The organism is Streptococcus mitis ATCC 6249, assembly GCF_000146585.1.
Taxonomy (GTDB): Bacteria; Bacillota; Bacilli; order Lactobacillales; family Streptococcaceae; genus Streptococcus; species Streptococcus mitis_AZ.
The window spans coordinates 919,192-942,777 of the sequence record NZ_GL397179.1; the positions used below are offsets into that span (position 1 = coordinate 919,192).

Consider the following 23,586-nt stretch of genomic DNA (forward strand, 5'->3'; position numbering starts at 1 on the left):
ACGCTAGGAGGAAGAAAGTTTTGGAAATCACCGTCCAATCCTTTTTTCTTAAGCAAAACATGATATAATAAGTTTGTTTGAATAAGAGTAAAACTCTTAAACTTAGAATAGGAGAAAACTATGCAAGCAGTTGAACATTTTATTACGCAATTTGTTCCTGAACATTATGATTTATTCTTAGACTTGAGTCGTGAGACCAAGACCTTTTCTGGGAAGGTGACCATCACTGGTCAAGCCAAGAGTGACCGTATTTCCCTTCACCAAAAGGACTTGGAAATTGCTTCTGTAGAAGTTGCGGGTCAAACTCGTCCATTTACAGTTGACCATGACAATGAAGCCCTTCATATCGAGCTGGCTGAGCCAGGTCAAGCTGAATTGGTTGTCGCATTTTCAGGAAAAATCACAGACAACATGACAGGGATTTACCCTTCGTACTATACAGTGGATGGTGTCAAGAAGGAAGTCTTGTCTACACAGTTTGAAAGCCACTTTGCGCGTGAAGCCTTCCCATGTGTAGATGAGCCAGAAGCCAAAGCAACCTTTGATCTCGCTCTTCGCTTTGACCAAGCAGCAGGTGAGTTGGCCTTGTCAAACATGCCTGAGATTGATGTGGATAACCGCAAGGAAACAGGTATCTGGAAGTTTGCGACAACACCTCGCATGTCATCTTACTTGTTGGCTTTTGTTGCTGGTGACTTGCAAGGGGTGACTGCTAAAACCAAGAATGGTACCCTCGTAGGTGTCTATTCAACCAAAGCTCACCCATTATCTAATCTTGATTTCTCATTGGACATCGCCGTTCGCTCAATCGAGTTTTACGAAGATTACTACGGAGTCAAGTACCCAATCCCTCAATCTCTTCATATCGCTCTTCCTGACTTCTCAGCAGGTGCAATGGAAAACTGGGGTCTGGTGACCTACCGTGAAGTTTACTTGGTTGTGGATGAGAACTCAACCTTTGCTAGCCGTCAACAAGTTGCCCTTGTCATCGCCCACGAGCTTGCTCACCAATGGTTTGGAAACCTCGTGACTATGAAATGGTGGGATGACCTTTGGCTTAATGAAAGCTTCGCCAACATGATGGAATACGTCTGTGTCGACGCCATCGAGCCAAGTTGGAATATCTTTGAAGACTTCCAAACAGGTGGTGTGCCGGGAGCACTTAAACGTGATGCGACTGATGGCGTTCAGTCTGTCCACGTCGAAGTTAAACACCCAGACGAAATCAATACCCTCTTTGACGGAGCTATCGTCTATGCCAAAGGAAGCCGTCTCATGCACATGCTTCGTCGTTGGCTAGGTGATGCTGATTTTGCTAAAGGTTTGCATGCTTACTTTGAAAAGCACCAATATGGAAATACCATTGGTCGTGACTTATGGAATGCCCTTGGACAAGCATCAGGGCGTGATGTCGCAGCCTTCATGGATTCTTGGTTGGAACAACCTGGTTATCCAGTTCTCACTGTCAAAGTTGAAAATGATGTCTTAAAGATTTCACAAAAACAATTCTTCATCGGTGAGCACGAAGACAAGAACCGTCTCTGGGTTGTACCACTGAATAGCAACTGGAAAGGCTTGCCAGATACACTCGAAACTGAAAGTATCGAAATCTCTGGCTACGCCGCTCTTCTTGCTGAAAATGAAGGAGCTCTTCGTCTCAACACTGAAAATACAGCCCACTACATTACCGACTATCAAGGAGACTTGTTAGAAGCTGTTCTTGCTGAGCTAGAGACACTTGATAACACAAGCAAACTGCAAATTGTTCAAGAACGTCGTTTGTTGGCTGAGGCAGGTCATATTTCTTATGCTGATTTGCTCCCAGTCCTTGATAAACTAGCTAAGGAAGAGTCTTACTTGGTAGTTTCAGCTGTATCTCAAGTGATTGCTGCCCTTGAGCGCTTTATCGATGAAGGAACAGCAACTGAGAAAGCCTTTAATACACTCGTTGCTAAATTGGCTCGTCACAACTATGACCGTCTTGGTTTTGAAGCCAAAGATGGAGAATCAGATGAGGATGAATTGGTTCGTCAGTTGGCTGTTTCTATGATGATTCGTTCCAATGATGCAGAAGCTAGTCAAGTTGCTAGCCAAATCTTTGCAGCTCACAAGGAAAATCTTGCAGGACTTCCAGCAGCAATCCGTGCTCAAGTTCTCATCAATGAAATGAAAGACCATGAGACCAAGGATTTGGTCGCAACTTATCTGGACCTATATACTCATGCGACGGATGCGGTCTTTAAACGCCAGTTGGCAGGAGCTATTGCATATAGTACAGATGCCGACAATATCCAAACCCTGATTGGCTCATGGAAGGATAAATTTGTAGTGAAACCACAAGACCTTTCTTCATGGTACCTCCAATTCCTCGGACACCAAGCTACCCAAGAAACTGTTTGGGTATGGGCGCGTGAAAATTGGGATTGGATTAAGGCAGCTCTTGGTGGGGATATGAGCTTTGATAGCTTTGTTATCTTCCCATCGCATATCTTTAAAACAGAGCAACGCTTGGCAGAGTACAAGGCCTTCTTTGAACCACAACTCTCTGACCTTGCGCTTAGCCGCAACATTCGTATGGGGATCAAGGATATCGCAGCGCGTGTTGACTTGATTAAACGTGAGAAAGCAGCAGTAGAAGCTGTTGTAGCCCAATATGCTAAAGCTTAATTCATTCGAAATGTAAATAAAAAACTCAACTTTCTCTCTAAAAACAAGAGAGAGTTGAGTTTTTTTTAAGGCAATTTTGGTATAATAATCATGACAAGGAGGAGTTTCTGATGATAAAAATCTTATTAGTAGAAGATGACCTAGGTCTGTCAAACTCAGTATTTGACTTTTTAGATGATTTTGCAGATGTCATGCAGGTCTTTGATGGAGAAGAAGGTCTCTACGAAGCAGAAAGTGGCGTTTATGACTTGATTCTGCTTGACCTGATGTTGCCTGAAAAAAATGGTTTCCAAGTCTTGAAAGAATTGCGCGAAAAGGGAATTACGACACCAGTTCTTATCATGACTGCTAAGGAAAGTTTAGATGACAAGGGACATGGTTTTGAGTTGGGAGCGGATGACTACCTCACCAAACCTTTCTACCTAGAAGAACTCAAAATGCGGATCCAAGCCCTTCTCAAACGTTCAGGCAAGTTTAACGAAAATACCTTGACCTATGGGGATGTTGTCGTGAACCTTTCAACGAATGAAGTAAAAGTGGAAGATACTCCTGTGGAACTGCTCGGAAAAGAGTTTGAGTTATTGGTTTACTTCCTTCAAAATCAAAATGTGATTCTTCCCAAGACACAGATTTTTGACCGTCTATGGGGATTTGATAGCGATACGACTATTTCCGTTGTAGAAGTCTATGTTTCAAAAGTTCGTAAGAAACTGAAGGGAACAGCCTTTGCTGAAAATCTTCAAACCTTGCGTAGTGTCGGGTATATTTTAAAAGATGTTCAATAAACTAAAAAAAACATGGTATGCGGATGATTTCAGCTATTTCATTCGAAACTTTGGAGTGTTCACCCTAATCTTCTCTGCTATGACCTTGATTATCCTACAGGTCATGCACTCCAGTCTCTATACTTCTGTAGATGAAAAACTACAAGCCCTTAGTAGTAGTCCTCAAGCGGTCATTCAGTTAGCCCTGAATCGGGCAACTGAGGAAGTCAAGGATATTCAACCCGCAACTGCGGATGCCAGCAAGGCTGAAATCAAGCCCAATGTTAGCTCCAATACAGAAGTTTTGCTTTTTGACAAGGATTTTAACCAACTCTTACTGGGTAATCGCTTTTTAGGCTTGGACAAGATCAAGCTGGACAAGAAAGAGTTAAATCATATTCGCCAAATCCAAGTTGTCAACAGCTATGGTCTGGAAGAAACCTATCGAATGGTCTTGATGGAAACCAACTCTTCCACCGTATCAAGTAATGTCAAATATGCGGCGGTTCTAATCAATACCAGCCAGCTTGAGCAAATCAGCCAAAAACACGAGCATTTAATTGTTGTAGTCATGGCTAGTTTCTGGCTCCTGTCTTTAATTGCCAGTGTTTACCTGGCACGTGTCAGTGTCAAACCGCTATTGGAAAGTATGCAAAAGCAGAAATCCTTTGTTGAAAATGCCAGTCACGAACTGAGAACGCCTTTAGCCGTTTTACAAAATCGCTTAGAGAATCTCTTTCGAAAACCAGAGGCAACAATCATGGAATCCAGCGAAAGTATCGCTTCCAGTCTTGAAGAAGTTCGCAACATGCGCTTCCTCACGACCAATCTTCTCAACCTTGCACGTCGAGATGATGGAATCAAACCAGAAATAGCAGAAGTTTCTCCACAATTCTTTAAAACAACTTTTGCCAACTATGAGTTGATTGCTTCTGAAAATGATCGTGTTTTCAACTATGAAAATCGAATTTATCGTCCCTTCTTGACCGATCAGTTGCTCCTAAAACAACTCATGACCATTTTATTTGACAATGCCATCAAGTATACCGAAGAAGATGGGAAAATTGAGTTTGTAGTCTATGCTACAGATCGCCACCTCTATCTTACAGTAACGGATAACGGAATTGGAATTTCAGCTGCTGACAAGAAGAAAATCTTTGACCGCTTTTACCGTGTAGACAAGGCAAGAACTCGTCAGAAAGGTGGCTTTGGTTTGGGACTTTCTTTGGCTAAGCAGATTGTTGATGCCTTACGAGGAACGATTAGCGTAAAAGATAACAAACCTAGAGGAACAATTTTTGAAGTTAAGATTGCTATTCAATCTCCTTCAAAACGAAAGAATAAATAAAAAAGACAGTTAGATAACTGTCTTTTTAGATAACTAGAAAAGAGGTTGGTACCACTACCAACCTTTATTTTGAAAATTTTCGTTTCATTATCTTTCTTTGAAGTTGTAAAAGTGCGAAGCTTGTTGCAATAGCAGCGATAAATGATAAAGCTGTATTTAATTTTAAGGCTAAAAAGATAAAGCTAAAAAGCACCATAAAAATACAAAAACAAGCAATATTTACAAAAAATAAAATCTCTTTTAGGTTAGGGCCGACTGGGGCTTCAGGTGTGTAATCTTGATAAAGCGGAGTTTGTTTCGATTCGGGAGCTTGTTCAAACTCATAAGCTTCTAGTTTTCTTGCGGACATGATTCTCTCCTTAACAGTACATAACTATTTTATCATTTTTTATGCAGAGAATTATTACAGAATTGTTACAAAACTACTAAAGTCTCTTATCAACTTCTAAGTCGCTCTCTTGACACCTACAAGGGAAAATGGTAGCATGGATGTTACACTTAAAACAGATGACCTGACTTTCTCTTTTATAAATATACTGAGAAAGGTAAGGATAACTTATATAAATTGATAGCAAGCTGAGGCTTTTTCCTAAGATGATTTGTTGAGTTGCTACCTGGATACTTTTGAAGAGTATTGGTAGGAGTTGTTTTGAATGGATGGAAGGACAGCGATTCTGTCTATTGGTCTGGGTGGCTTTTAAACTACCTCTGGGAAATGTTAAAGGAGATAAGCATGTATCTTGCTATCAAAGAAATAGTACGAAACAAACTTCGATATAGTTTGATTTTAACTACCATTTTTCTTATCGCTTTCATGGTCTTTTTTATGACTAGTTTGGCTCTTGGTCTTGTGCGGAACAACCGAGCCGCTATTGATAACTGGCAAGCGACGGGGGTGGTTTTATCTGACTACGCAAATGATAATTTGACGGCATCTTTTATTCCTGAAAAGGACTACAAGGATAAGAGTTCTGAAGAGACTGCTCCATTGGGCTATATGTTTGCTGTAACCAATCTAGTCGATGGTAGTGAAAAGGTCAATGTTTCCATCTTTGCTCAAGAGTGGAATTCTTTTATCTCTCCGAGTTTGACGGAGGGTCGTTATCCTGAAGGAGATGATGAGGTTGTCGTGGATCAGTCCTTTGAGAACTATGGGATGAAGCTAGGCGATGCCATTCAGCTCAATGGAAGCGATTCAAGTTACAAGATCGTAGGCTTGACTCAAGGAAATAAATTTTTCACTGAGCCTGTTGTCTTTACGAGTCTGACAACTTATTGGACCTTACAAGGAACGGTGAAAGCCAATCGTTCTATCTCTGCCTTGGTATTGAAAAATGACATAGAAGTGGCTGGGGACGGACTGAAACAGATTTCTATTCCAAAAATGATTTCGAAAATTCCTGGTTACACACCTCAGGTGAATGTATTTTCAGGAATGATTCTTGCTATGATTGTCATCACAGGCTTGATTGTGGGTATTTTTGTTTATATCATTACCATCCAAAAACTAGGTCTTTATGGAATAATGCGAGCCCAAGGGATACAGATCAAAACCATTGTATGGTCTTTATTCTGTCAAATCTTCCTCCTAGCTGGTATGGGGATTGGATTAGCCTTGCTGGCTATTGGTGGAGTGATTTTAGTCTTACCAGCTACCTTCTTTTTCTACCCAAGCTGGATAGCTTACTCTGTCCTAAGCTTGGTAATTTCCTTGATGGCCCTTCTAGGTGGTGTCATTTCACTTCCACGCTTGCTAAAGGTGGACCCGATTACTGCAATTGCAGAGTGATAAGGAGAATAGTATGACAGCATTGATTGAAATGACTCAAGTGACAAAAACATACGGGGAAGGAAAGATGAAAGTCGTAGCTCTGCATGAGACGAATTTTCAGCTAAATGCGGGAGAGTTCGTGGCTATCGTCGGGCCTTCTGGCTCTGGCAAGACAACCTTTTTAACAACTCTAGGACAACTTCAGGAAGCATCGAGTGGAAAGATTCTAGTAAAGGGGAAGGAAACAGGCAGTTTGACGGAGAAGGAGAAAACAGATCTCCGTTTTAGAGAGTTTGGTTTCATTCTCCAGGCTTCAAACCTAATTCCTTTTCTAACAGTCAAGGAACAGCTGGACTTGATAGACAGACTGGATAAGGGAAAAAATAGTAAAAGTGACCGAAAAGAGCTCTTTGACCTGTTGGATTTGGAAAAAGTAAAAGATCATTATCCCAAGGCCCTATCGGGTGGCGAACGTCAGCGTGCGGCAATAGCTAGAGCGCTCTATAACAATCCAAGCATCGTACTTGCAGATGAGCCGACAGCCAGTCTGGATACCCAGCGTGCCTACCAAGTAACGGAGATGTTGGCTGCCATTGCCCACGAACAAGGTAGAGGAGTTGTCATGATTACACATGATACACGCCTTCTTGATAAGGTTGACCGTATTTATGTTATGAATGATGGCCACCTAGTTGAAAAAACACATGTATAAAAAAGAAAGTGGACGGTACTAGTTACTGTTCATCTTTTTATTGAAAGCTTTAAAAATGACTTTGACTTTTTATAAAACTCCTTGTATTCATAGCTGATTTTTGAGAATTGTGGTATAATTTTCCTTATGGAAAAGATTATCATTACAGCAACTGCTGAAAGTATTGAACAAGTTGAACAGTTACTCGAAGTTGGCGTAGATCGTATCTATGTTGGTGAGAAAGATTTTGGCCTTCGTCTGCCAACGACTTTTAGTCATGACCAATTGCGTGAGATTGCTAAGTTGGTTCATGAAGCAGGCAAGGAATTGATTGTCGCGGTTAATGCCCTCATGCATCAAGATATGATGGACCGTATCAAGCCCTTCCTAGACTTCTTGGAAGAAATCAAGACAGACTATATTACAGTAGGAGATGCAGGTGTCTTTTACGTAGTCAACCGTGATGGCTATTCCTTCAAGACTATTTACGATGCTTCAACTATGGTGACTAGCAGTCGTCAGATTAACTTCTGGGGTCAAAAGGCGGGTGCTTCTGAGGCGGTTTTGGCGCGTGAAATTCCATCTGCCGAACTCTTTAAGATGCCAGAGATTTTGGAAATTCCTGCTGAAGTATTGGTTTATGGTGCTAGTGTCATTCACCATTCTAAGCGTCCGCTCTTACAAAACTACTATAATTTTACGCATATCGATGATGAAAAGACGCGTAAACGTGACCTCTTCTTGGCAGAACCAAGTGACCCAGAAAGCCATTATTCCATCTTTGAAGATAATCATGGTACCCATATCTTTGCTAACAATGACCTTGATTTGATGACCAAATTGACTGAGTTGGTTGAGCATGGTTTCACTCACTGGAAGCTAGAGGGGCTCTATACACCTGGTCAGAATTTTGTAGAAATTGCTAAACTCTTTGTCCAAGCACGCAGCTTGATTCAAGAGGGGAATTTCAGTCATGACCAAGCCTTCTTGTTAGATGAGGAAGTGCGCAAGTTACACCCTAAAAACCGTTTCCTCGACACAGGATTCTATGATTACGATCCTGATATGGTTAAATAGGACATAAAAACCCGAAATAAAAATGTTCGGGTTTTTCCAGTGTATCCATGAAATAAAAACGGATACATGTTATAATAAAAATAGCTCTTTAATGGAGGTGTTTGAGTGGAAAATCTGAAGAAAATGGCAGGTATCAAGGCTGCTGAGTTTGTCAAGGATGGCATGGTAGTCGGTCTGGGAACTGGTTCTACTGCCTACTATTTCGTAGAAGAAATCGGTCGTCGGATTAAGGAAGAAGGTTTGCAGATTACTGCTGTAACGACTTCCAGTGTTACTAGTAAACAGGCCGAAGGTCTTAATATCCCGCTCAAGTCGATTGATCAAGTGGACTTTGTCGATGTGACGGTTGACGGGGCGGATGAAGTAGATAGCCAGTTCAACGGGATCAAAGGTGGTGGTGGTGCCCTTCTGATGGAGAAGGTTGTCGCAACGCCCTCAAAAGAATACATTTGGGTGGTTGACGAAAGCAAACTGGTAGAGAAACTAGGTGCTTTTAAATTGCCTGTAGAAGTGGTTCAGTATGGTGCAGAACAGGTCTTTCGTCGGTTTGAGCGAGCTGGCTATAAACCAAGTTTCCGTGAAAAAGATGGCCAACATTTTGTGACCGATATGCAGAACTTTATCATTGACCTAGCCTTGGATGTCATTGAAGATCCAATTGCCTTCGGACAAGAATTGGACCATATCGTTGGTGTCGTAGAGCATGGCTTGTTCAACCAAATGGTGGATAAGGTCATCGTTGCTGGACGAGACGGAGTTCAGATTTTAACTTCAACAAAAGCAAACTAATCAACATAATAAGGAGATACACTATGTCAAAATTTAATCGGATTCACTTGGTGGTACTGGATTCCGTGGGAATCGGTGCAGCACCAGATGCTAATAACTTTGTCAATGCAGGGGTTCCAGATGGTGCTTCTGACACACTGGGGCATATCTCAAAAGCTGTTGGTTTGAATGTGCCAAACATGGCTAAAATCGGTCTAGGAAATATTCCTCGCGAAACACCGCTGAAGACTGTACCAGCTGAAAGCAATCCAACAGGTTATGTAACAAAATTGGAAGAAGTATCTCTTGGTAAGGATACTATGACTGGACACTGGGAAATCATGGGACTCAACATTACCGAGCCTTTCGATACTTTCTGGAACGGATTCCCAGAAGAAATTTTGACGAAAATTGAAGAATTCTCAGGACGCAAGGTCATTCGTGAAGCTAACAAACCGTATTCAGGAACAGCTGTTATAGATGACTTTGGACCACGTCAAATGGAAACTGGGGAGTTGATTATCTATACTTCAGCTGACCCTGTTTTGCAAATTGCTGCCCATGAAGATATCATTCCTTTGGATGAATTGTATCGTATTTGTGAATACGCTCGTTCGATTACCCTTGAGCGTCCTGCTCTTCTAGGTCGTATCATTGCTCGTCCTTATGTGGGTGAACCAGGTAACTTCACTCGTACAGCAAATCGTCGTGACTTGGCCGTTTCTCCATTTGCACCGACTGTTCTCGATAAACTCAATGAAGCTGGTATCGATACTTACGCTGTTGGTAAAATCAACGATATCTTTAACGGAGCTGGTATCAATCATGACATGGGGCACAACAAGTCAAACAGCCACGGAATTGATACATTATTGAAGACCATTGGACTTGCTGAGTTTGAAAAAGGATTCTCCTTCACAAACTTAGTTGACTTTGATGCCCTTTACGGCCACCGCCGCAATGCTCATGGTTACCGTGATTGCTTGCATGAGTTTGATGAACGCTTGCCCGAAATTATCGCTGCCATGAGAGAGAATGATCTTCTTTTGATTACTGCGGACCATGGAAATGACCCAACCTATGCAGGAACAGACCACACTCGTGAATACATTCCACTTTTGGCTTACAGTCCTGCCTTTAAAGGAAACGGTGTCATTCCAGTTGGACATTTTGCAGATATCTCAGCGACAGTTGCGGATAACTTTGGTGTTGAAACTGCCATGATTGGGGAAAGTTTCTTAGATAAATTGGTGTAAGATGACGCGATATGCTTTACTTGTTCGGGGCATTAATGTCGGTGGGAAAAATAAAGTTGTCATGGCGCAACTTCGTCAAGAACTGACAGAGTTGGGACTGGAAAAGGTTGAGACCTACATCAACAGTGGCAATATTTTCTTTACTTCTACAGCTCCCAAAGCCCAATTGGTTGAAAAGTTAAAGGCTTTCTTTGAAGTCCATTATCCATTTATTCAGAGCTTTTCTTTACTGAGTCAGGATGATTATGAAGAAGAGCTGAATAATCTTCCTGATTGGTGGACCAAAGATTTGGCACGAAAGGATGTCCTCTTTTACACAGAGGGCTTGGATGTGGCTCAAGTGATCGAGAAAGTGAACAGTTTGGAACTGGAAGATGAAGTCGTTCATTTTGGAAGACTTGGGATTTTCTGGGGGAAATTCTCTGAAGAATCCTACTATGCAACTGCCTATCATAAGTACTTGCTCAAGATGCCTTTTTATCGCAACATCACCATTCGCAATGCTAAAACTTTTGACAAAATCGGTCAAATGCTAAAAAATTAATAAAGGAGACACAATGACGTTTTTAAATAAGATCAAGGAAACAGCTGCCTTCCTGAAATACAAGGGAATCCAAGCACCTGAGTTCGGTCTAATCCTTGGATCAGGTCTGGGAGAATTGGCAGAAGAAATCGAAAATCCAGTTGTAGTAGACTATGCAGATATTCCAAACTGGGGCCGTTCGACAGTAGTCGGACACGCTGGTAAATTGGTATATGGAGAACTTGCAGGTCGCAAGGTCTTGGCTCTTCAAGGTCGTTTCCATTTCTACGAAGGAAATCCTCTTGAAGTCGTGACTTTCCCAGTGCGTGTGATGAAAGTTCTCGGATGTGAAGGTGTCATTGTAACCAATGCTGCAGGAGGTATCGGCTACGGTCCTGGTACTTTGATGGCTATCTCAGACCATATCAATATGACGGGGCAAAACCCATTGATGGGTGAAAATTTGGATGATTTTGGTCCACGTTTCCCGGATATGTCTAAAGCCTACACTCCAGAATATCGTGCTACTGCCCATGAAGTGGCCAAAAAACTTGGTATCAAGCTAGATGAAGGTGTCTATATTGGTGTAACAGGTCCGACTTATGAAACCCCAGCAGAAATTCGTGCCTATAAGACATTGGGAGCAGATGCAGTTGGTATGTCTACTGTTCCTGAAGTTATTGTTGCAGCACACTCAGGCTTGAAAGTTCTCGGTATTTCATGTATTACTAACCATGCTGCTGGTTTCCAAGAAGAACTCAATCACGAAGAAGTTGTAGAAGTGACTGAACGTGTCAAAGGTGACTTCAAAGGCTTGCTTAAAGCGATTCTTGCTGAATTGTAATGAATACTTACCATAGAAAGGTAGGGTGAAGTGTTCTGATTTGAACACGAGCGGAAAGCTTTTCTAGAGACTCAGAAAGGAAGGGGAGTTCGGATTTGCATTGAACCTGAGCTGTTCTCTTCTATATCATAAAAATTAAGAAAGAAAGGAATTGAACCCACCCTAAAAGCAGTGAGAAAAAGACAGTTGGTCTAGCGAGCATCGCTCACTGCACCCAACTCCTATTTTCCCTTTGCTTTTTGACGGGTTTGGTATCTTTCTAAATATCAAATATAAATTAAAGAAAGGATGGGTAAACCGTATTTGCTGAACTGAATACGGGCGGAGAACTGTGTAAAAAAGATAAACTGTCTAACATCTGCGATGCTTCGTCAGTTTCCTATTTTTACTTTGTTCTCTGTCGCTATCCTAAATATACAATAAAGAAAGGTAGAGCAAGGTGTTCTAATTTGAACACGAGCGGAAAACTCGGAAAATAGATAATCTGATTGAGAAATCAGGATTTCTCGTCAGATTCCTAATTTTCAGTCGTTTTCTTGTCGCTCTTTGTATCATAAATTATGTCTATCCATATTGCTGCTCAGCAGGGTGAAATTGCTGATAAAATTCTTCTTCCGGGGGATCCTCTTCGTGCGAAATTTATTGCGGAGAACTTCCTTGAAGATGCTGTTTGTTTTAACGAAGTGCGTAACATGTTTGGCTACACTGGTACTTACAAGGGTCACCGTGTATCTGTCATGGGAACTGGGATGGGAATGCCATCCATTTCGATCTATGCCCGTGAGTTGATTGTGGATTACGGTGTGAAGAAATTGATTCGTGTGGGAACTGCTGGTTCTTTGAATCAAGATGTTCACGTCCGTGAATTGGTCTTGGCACAAGCAGCTGCGACTAACTCAAACATCATCCGCAACGACTGGCCACAGTACGATTTCCCACAAATTGCTAGCTTTGATTTGCTAGATAAGGCCTACCATATTGCAAAAGAACACGGTATGACAACCCACGTTGGGAACGTTTTGTCGTCAGATGTCTTTTACTCAAACTATTTTGAAAAGAACATCGAGCTTGGTAAATGGGGAGTTAAAGCTGTGGAAATGGAAGCAGCAGCTCTTTATTATCTTGCTGCCCAACACCACGTTGATGCACTTGCTATCATGACCATTTCTGATAGCTTGGTTAATCCAGATGAAGACACAACAGCTGAAGAACGCCAAAACACTTTCACCGATATGATGAAGGTCGGCTTGGAAACCTTGATTGCAGAGTAAACATCGTATTACTTTGAGATAAGGTTATTTCTAAGATTGATTCAAATGCTTTAATCTCAAATATATCAGTAATAATAAAGAAAGAGTTGAAAATCAGATTGCTGGAGCTATTGGTTTTCAACTTTTTTAGAACCCAGCTTAAGGAGAAATGTGATGGATAAAATTGAACAATTACAAGACTTGATAGATCAAAGCCAACGGATTGTTTTCTTCGGAGGAGCAGGAGTGTCAACCGAGTCCAATATCCCAGATTTTCGTAGTTCAGATGGTGTCTATAGTTATCAGTTAGGCCGTCATTTTACGGCAGAGCAACTCGTTTCTCGGACCATGTTTGAGCGCTATCCAGAAGATTTTTTTGACTTTTATAAGAAATACCTGATTTATCCAGAAGCCAAGCCTAATGCTGCTCATACTTATCTAGCTGCTTTGGAAAAGACAGGTAAGCTAAAGGCTGTTGTGACACAAAACATCGATAGTCTTCATGAAATGGCTGGCTCCCAGAAGGTCTTTAAATTGCATGGGAGTGCGGACCGAAATTACTGCCTAGGTTGTCATCGTTTCTATGACTTAACTGCCTTTCTGGCCCTCGAGGGACCTGTTCCCCACTGCTTAGACTGTGGTAAGGTGGTCAAGCCTGACGTGACTTTGTATGAAGAATCACTTGATATGGATGTCTTTAGCCAAGCTGCACAAGCTATTCGGCAAGCAGACTTGCTGATTATTGGTGGGACTTCCTTGGTTGTTTATCCTGCAGCTAGCCTAGTAAACTATTTTTCTGGGACAAATCTGGTCCTTATCAATAAAACCAGTATTCCACAAGACAGCCAAGCTACATTGGTCATTGAAGGCAAGATTGGGGAAGTCTTTTCGAAATTGAGACAATAGAAGGATTTTAGAAGATAGCAACAAAATCTTGTTACTTGAAAGAGAAAACTATCTCATTTACTGACCACTATATCGCTCTTTGAGAGTTATTAAAAACTGGCTGAGAAAATCAAAACACCTTCATAAATATGATGAAGGTTGGTTTGGAAACCTTGATTACAGAGTAAATTTGTAATAGAAAATCCTGATTTCATTTGAAATCAGGATTTTTTCATGGATGCGATTTTTTCTGGGTCTGGTGTAACACGGAGGGTCTTTTGTCCAGTATAGGTCACAAAGCCGGGTTTGCCACCTGTTGGTTTGTTGAGTTTTTTGACTTCTATCATGTCAACCTGCACCAGATTTGACAGACGTCCCTTGGAGAAGTAGGCAGCTAGTTCGGCCGCATCTGTCTTAACTTCATCAGAAGGGTCAAGATTTCCTGAGATGACGACGTGGCTTCCAGGAATGTCCTTGGCATGGAACCAAAGTTCCTCCTTGCGGGCCATTTTAAAGGTCAATTCCTCATTTTGCAGGTTGTTTCGTCCGACATAGATGATGGTCTTGCAATCGCTCGCCAGATACTGTTCTGGTTTTTTGCGTTTCTGGATTTTCTCCCGCTGTCTTCTACGGATAAAGCCTGTTTGGATTAATTCTTCACGGATTTCAGCGATTTCCTCCAGTCCAGCTTGGTTGAGAACCGTTTCGACGCTTTCAAGATAGAGAATGGTTGCCTTGGTTTCCTCAATTAGCTCAGTAAGGTATTTGACAGCTTCTTTGAGTTTCTGATAGCGTTTAAAGTAGCGCTGGGCATTCTGGCTGGGAGTCAAAGCCTTATCAAGTGTGATGGTGATAGGCTGATTGGTGTAGTAGTTGTCCAAGGTAACCTGATCTTGGTCATTAGGTACTTGATGAAGGAAGGTTGTCAACAATTCTCCTTTTTGGCGAAACTCCTCAGCATTGTCTGTCGCCAGCAATTCTTTTTCTTGCTTTTTGAGTTTATGGCGATTTTTCTGAAGTTCATTTTCAACACGGCGAATGAGTTCGCTAGCTTGCTGTTTGACGCGGTCGCGCTCGGCTTTATCCTTATAATAGGTATCTAAGAGATCCGAAAGACTGGCAAAAGGCTCTCCTATACGATTGGCAAAAGGAACTGGACTGAAGGAAGTCTCTGTTAAGCATGGCTTGGTTTCTTGACTGAAAAAGTTACGGAAAGTGGATAGTTTATCACTAACCAACAGACTTTCCAATTCATTTGCCGTATCGCGTCCTAGCCCTTGAAAGATACTTTGAAGATTTTTTGCAGTTAGTTCTTGGGTTTGCAAGATTTCAAAGAGTTTCTCATCCTTGACTGTAAAAGGATTGAGAGACTCAGTACTTGGTGGAGCGATATAGGTCGATCCGGGGAGCAAGGTGCGGTAGCTATTTTGTGAAAAGCCGACATGTTTGATGACTTCGAGGATTTTATGGCTACTTTTATCCACCAGGAGAATATTGCTGTGTTTGCCCATGATCTCGATAATCAGAGTCGCCTGGATATGATCTCCAATCTCGTTTTTATTGGAAACCGTGATCTCCACAATGCGGTCATTTTCGATTTGCTCGATGGACTCAATCACGGCACCTTGTAAATACTTCCTCAACACCATGATAAAGGTAGAAGGTTGGGCTGGATTTTCAAAAGTCGTTTGGGTCAGCTGAATGCGTCCAAAAACGGGATGAGCAGAGAGGAGCAGGCGATGGCTTTGGCGATTGCTGCGGATTTGCAAGACCAACTCTTGTTCAAAAGGTTGATTGATTTTCTGAATGCGACCATTGACTAACTCTCTTCGCAATTCCTCAATCATGTGGTGTAAAAAAAATCCGTCAAATGACATCGTTCTCTCCTTGTGATTGTATTCCATAGTATTATATCAAAAAGGTAGAATAAAATCATGGAAATATGGTATAATAAAGCCAAGTAAAGAGAATCGAGAAGTACATGTATATTGAAATGGTAGATGAAACTGGTCAAGTTTCACAAGAAATCTTGCAACAAACCCAAGAGATTTTGGAATTTGCTGCCCAAAAAATAGGAAAAGAAGACAAGGAGATGGCAGTTACTTTTGTGACCAATGAGCGTAGCCACGAACTCAACCTCGAGTACCGTGGTACAGATCGTCCGACAGATGTCATCAGCCTTGAATATAAACCGGAATTGGACATTTCCTTTGATGAGGAAGATCTGCTTGAAAACCCTGAATTAGCAGAAATGATGTCCGAGTTTGATGCCTATATTGGGGAACTTTTCATCTCTATCGATAAAGCGCATGAGCAGGCTGAGGAATATGGCCACAGCTTTGAGCGTGAGATGGGCTTCTTGGCAGTACACGGCTTTTTACATATCAACGGCTACGATCACTACACTCCGGAAGAAGAAGCGGAGATGTTCGGTTTACAAGAAGAAATTTTGACAGCCTATGGACTCACAAGACAATAAACGAAAATGGAAAAATCGTGACCTTGTATCCAGTTTAGAATTTGCCCTGACAGGAATTCTGACTGCCATCAAGGAAGAACGCAATATGCGAAAACATGCAGTGACGGCTCTAGTGGTCATCCTTGCAGGTTTTATTTTTCAGGTGTCACGGATCGAATGGCTCTTTCTCCTAATGAGCATTTTTTTGGTAGTAGCATTTGAAATTATTAACTCCGCTATCGAAAATGTGGTGGATCTAGCCAGTCACTATCACTTTTCTATGTTGGCAAAGAAAGCCAAGGACATGGCAGCAGGTGCCGTGCTTGTGGTTTCCCTTCTTGCCGCGGTGATTGGTGCACTTATCTTTCTCCCACGCATTTGGGATTTATTATTTTAAAGATTAAGAGGAAATTATGACATTTAAATCAGGCTTTGTAGCCATTTTAGGACGTCCCAATGTTGGGAAGTCAACGTTTTTGAATCACGTCATGGGGCAAAAGATTGCTATCATGAGTGATAAGGCGCAAACAACGCGCAATAAAATCATGGGGATTTACACCACGGATAAGGAACAAATCGTCTTTATCGACACGCCGGGGATTCATAAGCCTAAGACGGCTCTTGGAGATTTCATGGTAGAATCTGCCTACAGCACCCTTCGTGAAGTGGATACCGTTCTTTTCATGGTGCCAGCTGATGAGCCACGTGGCAAGGGTGACGATATGATTATCGAGCGTCTGAAGGCTGCCAAGGTTCCAGTTATTTTGGTGGTCAATAAGATTGACAAGGTCCACCCAGATCAGCTTTTGGCTCAGATTGATGACTTCCGTAATCAAATGGACTTTAAGGAGATTGTTCCGATCTCAGCCCTTCAGGGAAATAACGTTTCTCGTCTAATTGACATCCTCAGTGAAAATCTTGAGGAAGGTTTCCAGTATTTCCCAGCTGATCAAATCACAGACCACCCAGAGCGTTTCTTGGTTTCTGAAATGATCCGTGAGAAAGTCCTACACCTAACTAGAGAAGAGATTCCTCACTCAGTTGCAGTTGTAGTGGACTCTATGAAGCGTGATGAGGAGACCGACAAGGTTCATATCCGGGCAACCATCATGGTCGAGCGTGATAGTCAAAAAGGTATTATCATCGGTAAAGGTGGCGCCATGCTTAAGAAAATTGGGACCATGGCCCGTCGTGATATCGAACTCATGCTAGGGGACAAGGTTTTCCTAGAAACTTGGGTCAAGGTCAAGAAAAACTGGCGTGATAAAAAGCTAGATTTGGCTGACTTTGGCTATAATGAAAAAGAATACTAAGTAGAGGTGGGCTCATGCCTGCTTCTTGTTTTTACAGAAGGAGGATTTATGCCTGAATTACCTGAGGTTGAAACCGTTCGTCGTGGCTTAGAGAAATTAATTTTGGGAAAGAAAATTTCGAGTGTAGACATTCGTTATCCCAAGATGATCAAGACAGATTTGGAAGAGTTTCAAAAAGAACTAGCTGGTCAAGTAATTGAGTCCATGGGACGCCGTGGAAAATATCTGCTTTACTACTTGACAGACAAGGTCTTGATTTCCCATCTGCGGATGGAGGGCAAGTATTTTTACTATTCGGACCAGGTTCCTGAACGCAAGCACGCCCATGTTTTCTTTCATTTTGAGGATGGTGGCACTCTTGTATATGAGGACGTACGCAAGTTTGGTACTATGGAACTGCTGGCACCCGACCTATTGGATGCCTACTTTATTTCTAAGAAACTAGGTCCTGAGCCAAGAGAACAGGACTTTGATTTGCAGTCCTTCCAAGCTGCCCTAGCCAAATCTAAAAAGCCTATCAAATCCCACCTTCTAGATCAGACCTTGGTAGCTGGTCTTGGCAATATCTATGTGGATGAGGTTCTCTGGCGAGCTCAGGTTCATCCAGCAAGACCTTCCCAGACTTTGACGGCAGAAGAAGCGTCAGCTATTCATGACCAGACTATTGCTGTTTTGGGTCAGGCTGTTGAAAAAGGCGGCTCAACTATTCGAACCTATACCAATGCCTTTGGGGAAGACGGAACCATGCAGGATTTTCATCAGGTCTATGATAAGACTGGTCAGGCATGTTCGCGCTGTGGGACAGTGATTGAGAAATTCCAGCTCGGTGGACGGGGAACTCATTTTTGTCCTCAGTGTCAAAGGAGGGGCTGATGGGAAAAATCATCGGAATCACAGGAGGAATTGCCTCTGGTAAGTCAACTGTGACAAATTTTCTAAGACAAAAAGGCTTCCAAGTGGTCGATGCTGACGCAGTCGTCCATGATCTACAAAAACCCGGGGCTCGTCTTTATCAGGTTTTAGTCCAGCATTTTGGACAGAAAATCATACTTGAAAATGGAGAACTTAATCGCCTTCTTCTGGCTAGTCTCATCTTTTCAAATCCTGAGGAGCAAGAATGGTCTAAGCAAACCCAAGGGGAGATTATTCGTGAGGAATTGGCTGCATTGCGAGACCAGTTGATTCAGACAGAAGCGATTTTTTTCATGGATATTCCCCTGCTTTTTGAACAGGACTATGCCACCTGGTTTGATGAAACGTGGCTGGTCTATGTAGACCGTGATGTTCAGGTGGAACGTTTCATGAAACGGGATCATCTTTCTAAGGAAGTAGCAGAGTCCCGTTTGGCCGCCCAATGGTCTTTAGAAGAAAAGAAAAAATTGGCGAGCCATATATTAGACAATAATGGCAGTCGTGATCAGCTTGTGGCTCAAGTAGTGAAGTTACTTGAAGGAGGCGATAGCTGTGCAAGAGATTAGTTGGAAAGAGAATCTTCGTGTCGCCTGGTTCGGTAGTTTTCTAACGGGCGCCAGCATTTCCTTGGTCGTTCCTTTCATGCCTATCTTTGTGGAGCAGTTGGGAATTGAAGGAGACCAAGTTGCTTTTTATGCTGGATTAGCCATCTCAGTTTCGGCTGTTTCCGCAGCTTTAGTTTCTCCCATCTGGGGCATTCTTGCTGACAAGTACGGTCGAAAACCCATGATGATTCGAGCAGGCCTTGCCATGACCATTACTATGGGAGGTTTGGCCTTCGTGCCGAATATCTATTGGCTAATCTTTCTTAGATTACTAAATGGTGTATTTACAGGTTTCGTTCCAAATGCGACGGCTTTAATAGCCAGTCAAGTTCCTAAGGATAAGTCTGGCTATGCTTTGGGGACTTTATCAACGGGAGTAGTAGCTGGAACCCTAACGGGCCCCTTTGTTGGGGGCCTGGTTGCTGAAATTTTTGGTATTCGAAATGTTTTTCTGTTGATTGGTGCCTTCTTGTTTTTAGCTGCACTCTTAACCATTTTCTTTATCAAGGAGGATTTTCAGCCAATAGCTAAGGAGAAAGCAATACCAACAAAAGAATTGCTCGGTTCAATCAAGCACTCTCATCTTTTGATTAGTTTATTTTTGACTACCTTTGTCATACAATTTTCAGCTCAATCCATTGGTCCCATTCTGGCTCTCTATGTGCGGGACTTAGGGCAGAACGAAAATCTCCTCTTCGTCTCAGGCTTGATTGTATCTAGTATGGGATTTTCTAGTATGATGAGCGCTGGAGTGATGGGAAAGCTTGGTGATAAGCTAGGGAATCATCGACTTCTTATTCTGGCTCAGATGTATTCAGTCATCATCTACATTCTGTGTGCCAGTGCGACCAGTCCTCTTGAACTCGGTTTGTATCGTTTTATCTTTGGTTTAGGAACGGGCGCTCTGATACCAGGTATCAATGCCTTGCTTAGCAAAATGACTCCCAAAGCTGGCATTTCAAGGATTTTTGCCTTTAACCAAGTCTTTTTCTACCTTGGAGGTGTTGTTGGCCCTATGACTGGTTCAGCAGTCGCGGGGCAATATGGCTACCACTCGGTTTTTTATGCGACGGCTGTATGTGTTGCTTTCAGCTGTTTATGTAACTTAGTTCAATTTAGATCATTATTAAAAGTAAAGGAAATCTCGTGCGAGTAAAAATTAATCTCAAATGCTCCTCTTGTGGTAGCATGAATTATCTAACTAGTAAGAACTCAAAAACCCATCCAGACAAGATTGAAGTTCTAAAATATTGTCCAAAGGAAAGAAAAGTAACTTTACATCTTGAATCTAAGTAGAATTTATGGTAAAATAATAGGGATTTTAAGGAGTTTGATATGTATAACCTATTATTAACCATTTTATTAGTATTATCTGTTGTGATTGTGATTGCGATTTTCATGCAACCAACCAAGAACCAATCCAGCAATGTATTTGATGCCAGCGCAGGCGATTTGTTTGAACGTAGTAAAGCTCGAGGTTTTGAAGCTGTGATGCAACGTTTGACAGGTATTTTAGTCTTTTTCTGGCTAGCCATTGCCTTAGCATTGACGGTATTATCAAGTAGATAAGAAATGGGCGAGACTAGGTCTTAGCCTATTTTTATTTTGAATGATGTTTACTAAAGTTATCACTCATAAAAATTTTAAAAATCTAGAAAGAAAACATGAAAGATAAAATTAAAGAATATTTGCAAGAGAAGGGGCGAGTGACGGTAAATGACCTTGCTCAGGCTCTCGGAAAGGATGGGTCCAAGGATTTCCGTGAGTTGATTAAAACCCTGTCTCTGATGGAAAGAAAGCACCAGATTCGTTTTGAAGATGATGGTAGTTTATGTCTGGACCAAAAGAAGAAACATGAAATTACCCTCAAAGGGATTTTTCATGCCCATAAAAACGGCTTTGGCTTTGTCAGTCTAGAAGGCGAAGAGGACGATCTTTTTGTAGGAAAAAACGATGTCAACTATGCCATTGATGGTGATACCGTTGAGGTCGTGATTAAGAAAGTCGCTGACCGTAACAAGGGAACTGCTGCAGAAGCAAAAATTATCGATATCTTAGAGCATAGCCTGACGACAGTTGTTGGGCAAATCGTTTTGGATCAGGAAAAGCCCAAGTATGCGGGCTACATCCGTTCAAAAAATCAGAAAATCAGCCAACCAATCTATGTTAAGAAACCAGCCCTCAAACTTGAAGGGACAGAGGTTCTCAAGGTCTTTATCGACAAATACCCAAGTAAGAAACATGATTTCTTTGTCGCTAGTGTGCTAGACGTGGTGGGGCACTCGACTGATGCTGGGATTGACGTTCTTGAAGTCTTGGAATCCATGGATATTGTTTCAGAATTTCCAGAAGCTGTTCTCAAGGAGGCAGAAAGTGTACCAGATGCTCCGTCTCAAAAGGATATGGAAGGGCGTCTTGATTTAAGAGATGAGCTTACCTTTACCATTGACGGCGCGGATGCCAAGGACTTGGACGATGCAGTTCACATTAAGCCTTTGAAAAATGGCAATATCGAACTCGGAGTTCACATCGCGGATGTTTCCTACTACGTGACTGAGGGTTCTGCCCTTGACAAGGAAGCCCTTAACCGCGCGACTTCTGTCTATGTAACAGACCGAGTGGTTCCAATGCTTCCAGAGCGTCTGTCAAATGGTATCTGCTCGCTCAATCCTCAAGTAGATCGCTTGACCCAGTCTGCTATTATGGAAATTGATAAACATGGTCGTGTGGCTCATTACACCATTACCCAAACAGTTATCAAGACGAGCTTCCGTATGACCTATAGCGCTGTCAATGACATCCTAGCTGGCGATGAGGAAAAGAGACAAGAGTTTAAGAAAATTGTTCCAAGTATCGAACTCATGGCCAAGCTTCATGAAAGGCTAGAAAACATGCGTGAGAAACGTGGTGCCCTTAATTTTGATACCAGCGAAGCTAAGATTTTGGTGGATAAAAAAGGCAAGCCTGTGGATATTGTCCTCCGTCAACGCGGCGTTGCTGAGCGGATGATCGAGTCCTTCATGTTGATAGCCAACGAAACAGTTGCCGAGCACTTCAGCAAGCTGGACCTACCTTTTATCTATCGGATTCACGAGGAGCCCAAGGCTGAAAAAGTTCAGAAGTTTATTGATTACGCTTCGAGCTTTGGCTTGCGAATTTATGGGACTGCTAGTGAGATTAGCCAGGAGGCCCTTCAAGACATCATGCGTGCGGTTGAGGGAGAACCCTATGCGGATGTATTGTCCATGATGCTTCTCCGTTCGATGCAACAGGCTCGTTATTCAGAGCATAATCACGGTCACTATGGTCTTGCTGCTAACTATTATACTCACTTTACCAGCCCCATTCGCCGTTATCCAGACCTCCTTGTTCACCGCATGATTCGAGACTATGGGCGTTCTAAGGAAATAGCCGAGCATTTTGAACAAGTGATTCCAGAGATTGCGACCCAGTCTTCCAACCGTGAGCGTCGTGCCATCGAGGCGGAGCGTGAAGTCGAAGCCATGAAAAAAGCTGAATATATGGAAGAATACGTGGGCGAAGAGTACGATGCAGTTGTATCCAGCATCGTCAAGTTTGGTCTTTTTGTCGAATTGCCAAATACAGTTGAAGGCTTGATTCACATCACCAATCTGCCTGAGTTTTATCATTTTAACGAGCGTGATTTGACACTCCGTGGAGAGAAATCGGGCATAACTTTCCGTGTGGGACAACAGATTCGTATTCGCGTAGAAAGAGCGGATAAAATGACAGGTGAGATTGATTTCTCTTATATCCCAAGTGAGTTTGATGTCATCGAAAAGGGCTTGAAACAAGCTGGTCGCAGAGACAGGGGTCGTGGTTCAAGTCGTCGTTCGGATAAGAAGGAAGACAAGAGAAAATCAGGACGCTCAAATGATAAGCACAAGCATTCACAAAAAGATAAAAAGAAAAAAGGCAAGAAACCTTTTTATAAGGAAGTAGCTAAGAAAGGAGCCAAGCATGGCAAAGGGCGAGGGAAAGGTCGTCGCACAAAATAAAAAGGCGCACCATGACTATACAATCGTAGATACGCTTGAAGCAGGAATGGTCCTGACAGGAACGGAGATAAAGAGTGTACGAGCGGCTCGAATCAATCTTAAGGACGGCTTTGCTCAAGTAAAAAATGGGGAAGTCTGGCTGAGCAATGTTCATATCGCCCCTTACGAAGAGGGCAATATCTGGAACCAAGAACCTGAACGCCGTCGCAAACTCTTGCTCCATAAGAAGCAAATTCAAAAATTGGAACAAGAGACCAAAGGGACAGGAATGACCCTTGTACCCCTCAAAGTCTATATCAAAGATGGTTACGCCAAGCTTCTTTTAGGACTTGCCAAAGGGAAGCATGACTATGACAAACGGGAGTCGATCAAGCGACGTGAACAAAACCGCGACATCGCGCGTGTGATGAAAGCTGTCAACCAGCGTTAAGAAGA

At 42.3% G+C, this 23,586-nt stretch carries 23 protein-coding genes and 1 pseudogene; 22 read left to right on the plus strand and 2 right to left on the minus strand.

All coding sequences use genetic code 11. The features are described 5' to 3' along the window. The first annotated feature begins 120 nt into the window (after positions 1-120). The 3 genes from HMPREF8571_RS06270 to HMPREF8571_RS06280 all read left to right on the plus strand — a co-directional run bounded on the left by HMPREF8571_RS06270 (position 121) and on the right by HMPREF8571_RS06280 (position 4,779). Positions 121-2,667 carry a M1 family metallopeptidase gene (locus HMPREF8571_RS06270; RefSeq protein WP_001149133.1) on the plus strand — a complete coding sequence of 849 codons (2,547 nt, stop codon included), beginning with the start codon at positions 121-123 and terminating at the stop codon, positions 2,665-2,667. A 110-nt stretch (positions 2,668-2,777) separates the two neighbouring features. Then, on the plus strand, positions 2,778-3,452 hold the full coding sequence (gene ciaR / locus HMPREF8571_RS06275; protein WP_000590635.1) for a two-component system response regulator CiaR: 675 nt from the start codon (positions 2,778-2,780) through the stop codon (positions 3,450-3,452). Beyond that, complete coding sequence (locus HMPREF8571_RS06280; RefSeq protein ID WP_004240038.1) at positions 3,442-4,779, plus strand: sensor histidine kinase; 1,338 nt, start codon at positions 3,442-3,444, stop codon at positions 4,777-4,779. The genes ciaR and HMPREF8571_RS06280 overlap by 11 nt, the downstream gene beginning before the upstream one ends. A 64-nt stretch (positions 4,780-4,843) precedes the next feature. On the opposite strand, the gene HMPREF8571_RS06285 is transcribed toward HMPREF8571_RS06280, so the two are convergent. Continuing rightward, positions 4,844-5,128: a DUF3270 domain-containing protein gene (locus tag HMPREF8571_RS06285; protein ID WP_001276164.1), complete on the minus strand. Its 285-nt coding sequence runs from the start codon at positions 5,126-5,128 to the stop codon at positions 4,844-4,846. Between the two features lie 384 nt (positions 5,129-5,512). Between HMPREF8571_RS06285 and HMPREF8571_RS06290 the strand changes: the two genes are divergently transcribed. The 9 genes and pseudogenes from HMPREF8571_RS06290 (at position 5,513) to HMPREF8571_RS06330 (ending at position 13,865) form a co-directional block, all read left to right on the plus strand. Further along, positions 5,513-6,568, plus strand: a complete 1,056-nt coding sequence (locus HMPREF8571_RS06290; RefSeq protein ID WP_000280288.1) for an ABC transporter permease — start codon at positions 5,513-5,515, stop codon at positions 6,566-6,568. A 13-nt stretch (positions 6,569-6,581) separates the two neighbouring features. Continuing rightward, the gene (locus tag HMPREF8571_RS06295) at positions 6,582-7,262 is read left to right on the plus strand and encodes an ABC transporter ATP-binding protein (protein WP_000125738.1); all 681 of its coding nucleotides are present in this window, start codon (positions 6,582-6,584) and stop codon (positions 7,260-7,262) included. Between the two features lie 126 nt (positions 7,263-7,388). Continuing rightward, entirely contained in the window at positions 7,389-8,318 is a 930-nt protein-coding gene (locus HMPREF8571_RS06300) for a peptidase U32 family protein (protein WP_000411184.1), read from the plus strand. A gap of 105 nt (positions 8,319-8,423) precedes the next feature. Next, positions 8,424-9,107, plus strand: coding sequence for a ribose-5-phosphate isomerase RpiA (gene rpiA / locus HMPREF8571_RS06305; RefSeq protein WP_000429268.1), 684 nt, complete (start codon positions 8,424-8,426; stop codon positions 9,105-9,107). Between the two features lie 23 nt (positions 9,108-9,130). After that, positions 9,131-10,342: a phosphopentomutase gene (locus HMPREF8571_RS06310; protein ID WP_000033092.1), complete on the plus strand. Its 1,212-nt coding sequence runs from the start codon at positions 9,131-9,133 to the stop codon at positions 10,340-10,342. A 1-nt stretch (position 10,343) separates the two neighbouring features. After that, positions 10,344-10,899: pseudogene (locus HMPREF8571_RS06315) on the plus strand (DUF1697 domain-containing protein); the annotation flags it as partial. After that, positions 10,900-11,709, plus strand: a complete 810-nt coding sequence (locus tag HMPREF8571_RS06320; RefSeq protein ID WP_000143452.1) for a purine-nucleoside phosphorylase — start codon at positions 10,900-10,902, stop codon at positions 11,707-11,709. A 560-nt stretch (positions 11,710-12,269) separates the two neighbouring features. Next, positions 12,270-12,980: a purine-nucleoside phosphorylase gene (deoD, locus tag HMPREF8571_RS06325; protein WP_000022099.1), complete on the plus strand. Its 711-nt coding sequence runs from the start codon at positions 12,270-12,272 to the stop codon at positions 12,978-12,980. 153 nt (positions 12,981-13,133) lie between these two features. Beyond that, on the plus strand, positions 13,134-13,865 hold the full coding sequence (locus tag HMPREF8571_RS06330) for an NAD-dependent protein deacylase (protein ID WP_000357684.1): 732 nt from the start codon (positions 13,134-13,136) through the stop codon (positions 13,863-13,865). 200 nt (positions 13,866-14,065) lie between these two features. Here HMPREF8571_RS06330 and pavA read toward each other — a convergent pair whose 3' ends face one another. Next, on the minus strand, positions 14,066-15,721 hold the full coding sequence (pavA, locus tag HMPREF8571_RS06335; protein ID WP_000006737.1) for an Rqc2 family fibronectin-binding protein PavA: 1,656 nt from the start codon (positions 15,719-15,721) through the stop codon (positions 14,066-14,068). A gap of 104 nt (positions 15,722-15,825) precedes the next feature. On the opposite strand from pavA, the gene ybeY reads away from it, so the two are divergent. From ybeY to smpB, 10 genes are all read left to right on the plus strand, one after another. Next, positions 15,826-16,323: an rRNA maturation RNase YbeY gene (ybeY, locus tag HMPREF8571_RS06340; protein ID WP_000275173.1), complete on the plus strand. Its 498-nt coding sequence runs from the start codon at positions 15,826-15,828 to the stop codon at positions 16,321-16,323. Further along, entirely contained in the window at positions 16,304-16,699 is a 396-nt protein-coding gene (locus tag HMPREF8571_RS06345) for a diacylglycerol kinase family protein (protein WP_000378184.1), read from the plus strand. Before ybeY ends, HMPREF8571_RS06345 begins: the two co-directional genes overlap by 20 nt. A 16-nt stretch (positions 16,700-16,715) precedes the next feature. Further along, entirely contained in the window at positions 16,716-17,615 is a 900-nt protein-coding gene (gene era / locus HMPREF8571_RS06350; protein WP_000143274.1) for a GTPase Era, read from the plus strand. A gap of 48 nt (positions 17,616-17,663) precedes the next feature. Continuing rightward, positions 17,664-18,488, plus strand: a complete 825-nt coding sequence (gene mutM / locus HMPREF8571_RS06355; protein ID WP_001114624.1) for a DNA-formamidopyrimidine glycosylase — start codon at positions 17,664-17,666, stop codon at positions 18,486-18,488. Further along, entirely contained in the window at positions 18,488-19,093 is a 606-nt protein-coding gene (gene coaE / locus HMPREF8571_RS06360; protein ID WP_000516184.1) for a dephospho-CoA kinase, read from the plus strand. The genes mutM and coaE overlap by 1 nt, the downstream gene beginning before the upstream one ends. Next, complete coding sequence (locus tag HMPREF8571_RS06365; protein WP_001156296.1) at positions 19,080-20,288, plus strand: multidrug efflux MFS transporter; 1,209 nt, start codon at positions 19,080-19,082, stop codon at positions 20,286-20,288. The genes coaE and HMPREF8571_RS06365 overlap by 14 nt, the downstream gene beginning before the upstream one ends. Further along, complete coding sequence (gene rpmG, locus HMPREF8571_RS06370; protein WP_007519517.1) at positions 20,279-20,428, plus strand: 50S ribosomal protein L33; 150 nt, start codon at positions 20,279-20,281, stop codon at positions 20,426-20,428. The genes HMPREF8571_RS06365 and rpmG overlap by 10 nt, the downstream gene beginning before the upstream one ends. A 39-nt stretch (positions 20,429-20,467) precedes the next feature. Beyond that, positions 20,468-20,701 carry a preprotein translocase subunit SecG gene (gene secG / locus HMPREF8571_RS06375; protein WP_000282514.1) on the plus strand — a complete coding sequence of 78 codons (234 nt, stop codon included), beginning with the start codon at positions 20,468-20,470 and terminating at the stop codon, positions 20,699-20,701. Between the two features lie 95 nt (positions 20,702-20,796). Continuing rightward, positions 20,797-23,151, plus strand: coding sequence for a ribonuclease R (gene rnr, locus HMPREF8571_RS06380; RefSeq protein WP_000653280.1), 2,355 nt, complete (start codon positions 20,797-20,799; stop codon positions 23,149-23,151). Further along, positions 23,114-23,581 (plus strand): SsrA-binding protein SmpB, encoded by a 468-nt coding sequence (smpB, locus tag HMPREF8571_RS06385; RefSeq protein WP_001051742.1) that lies wholly within the window; start codon positions 23,114-23,116, stop codon positions 23,579-23,581. Before rnr ends, smpB begins: the two co-directional genes overlap by 38 nt. Positions 23,582-23,586 lie beyond the last annotated feature (5 nt).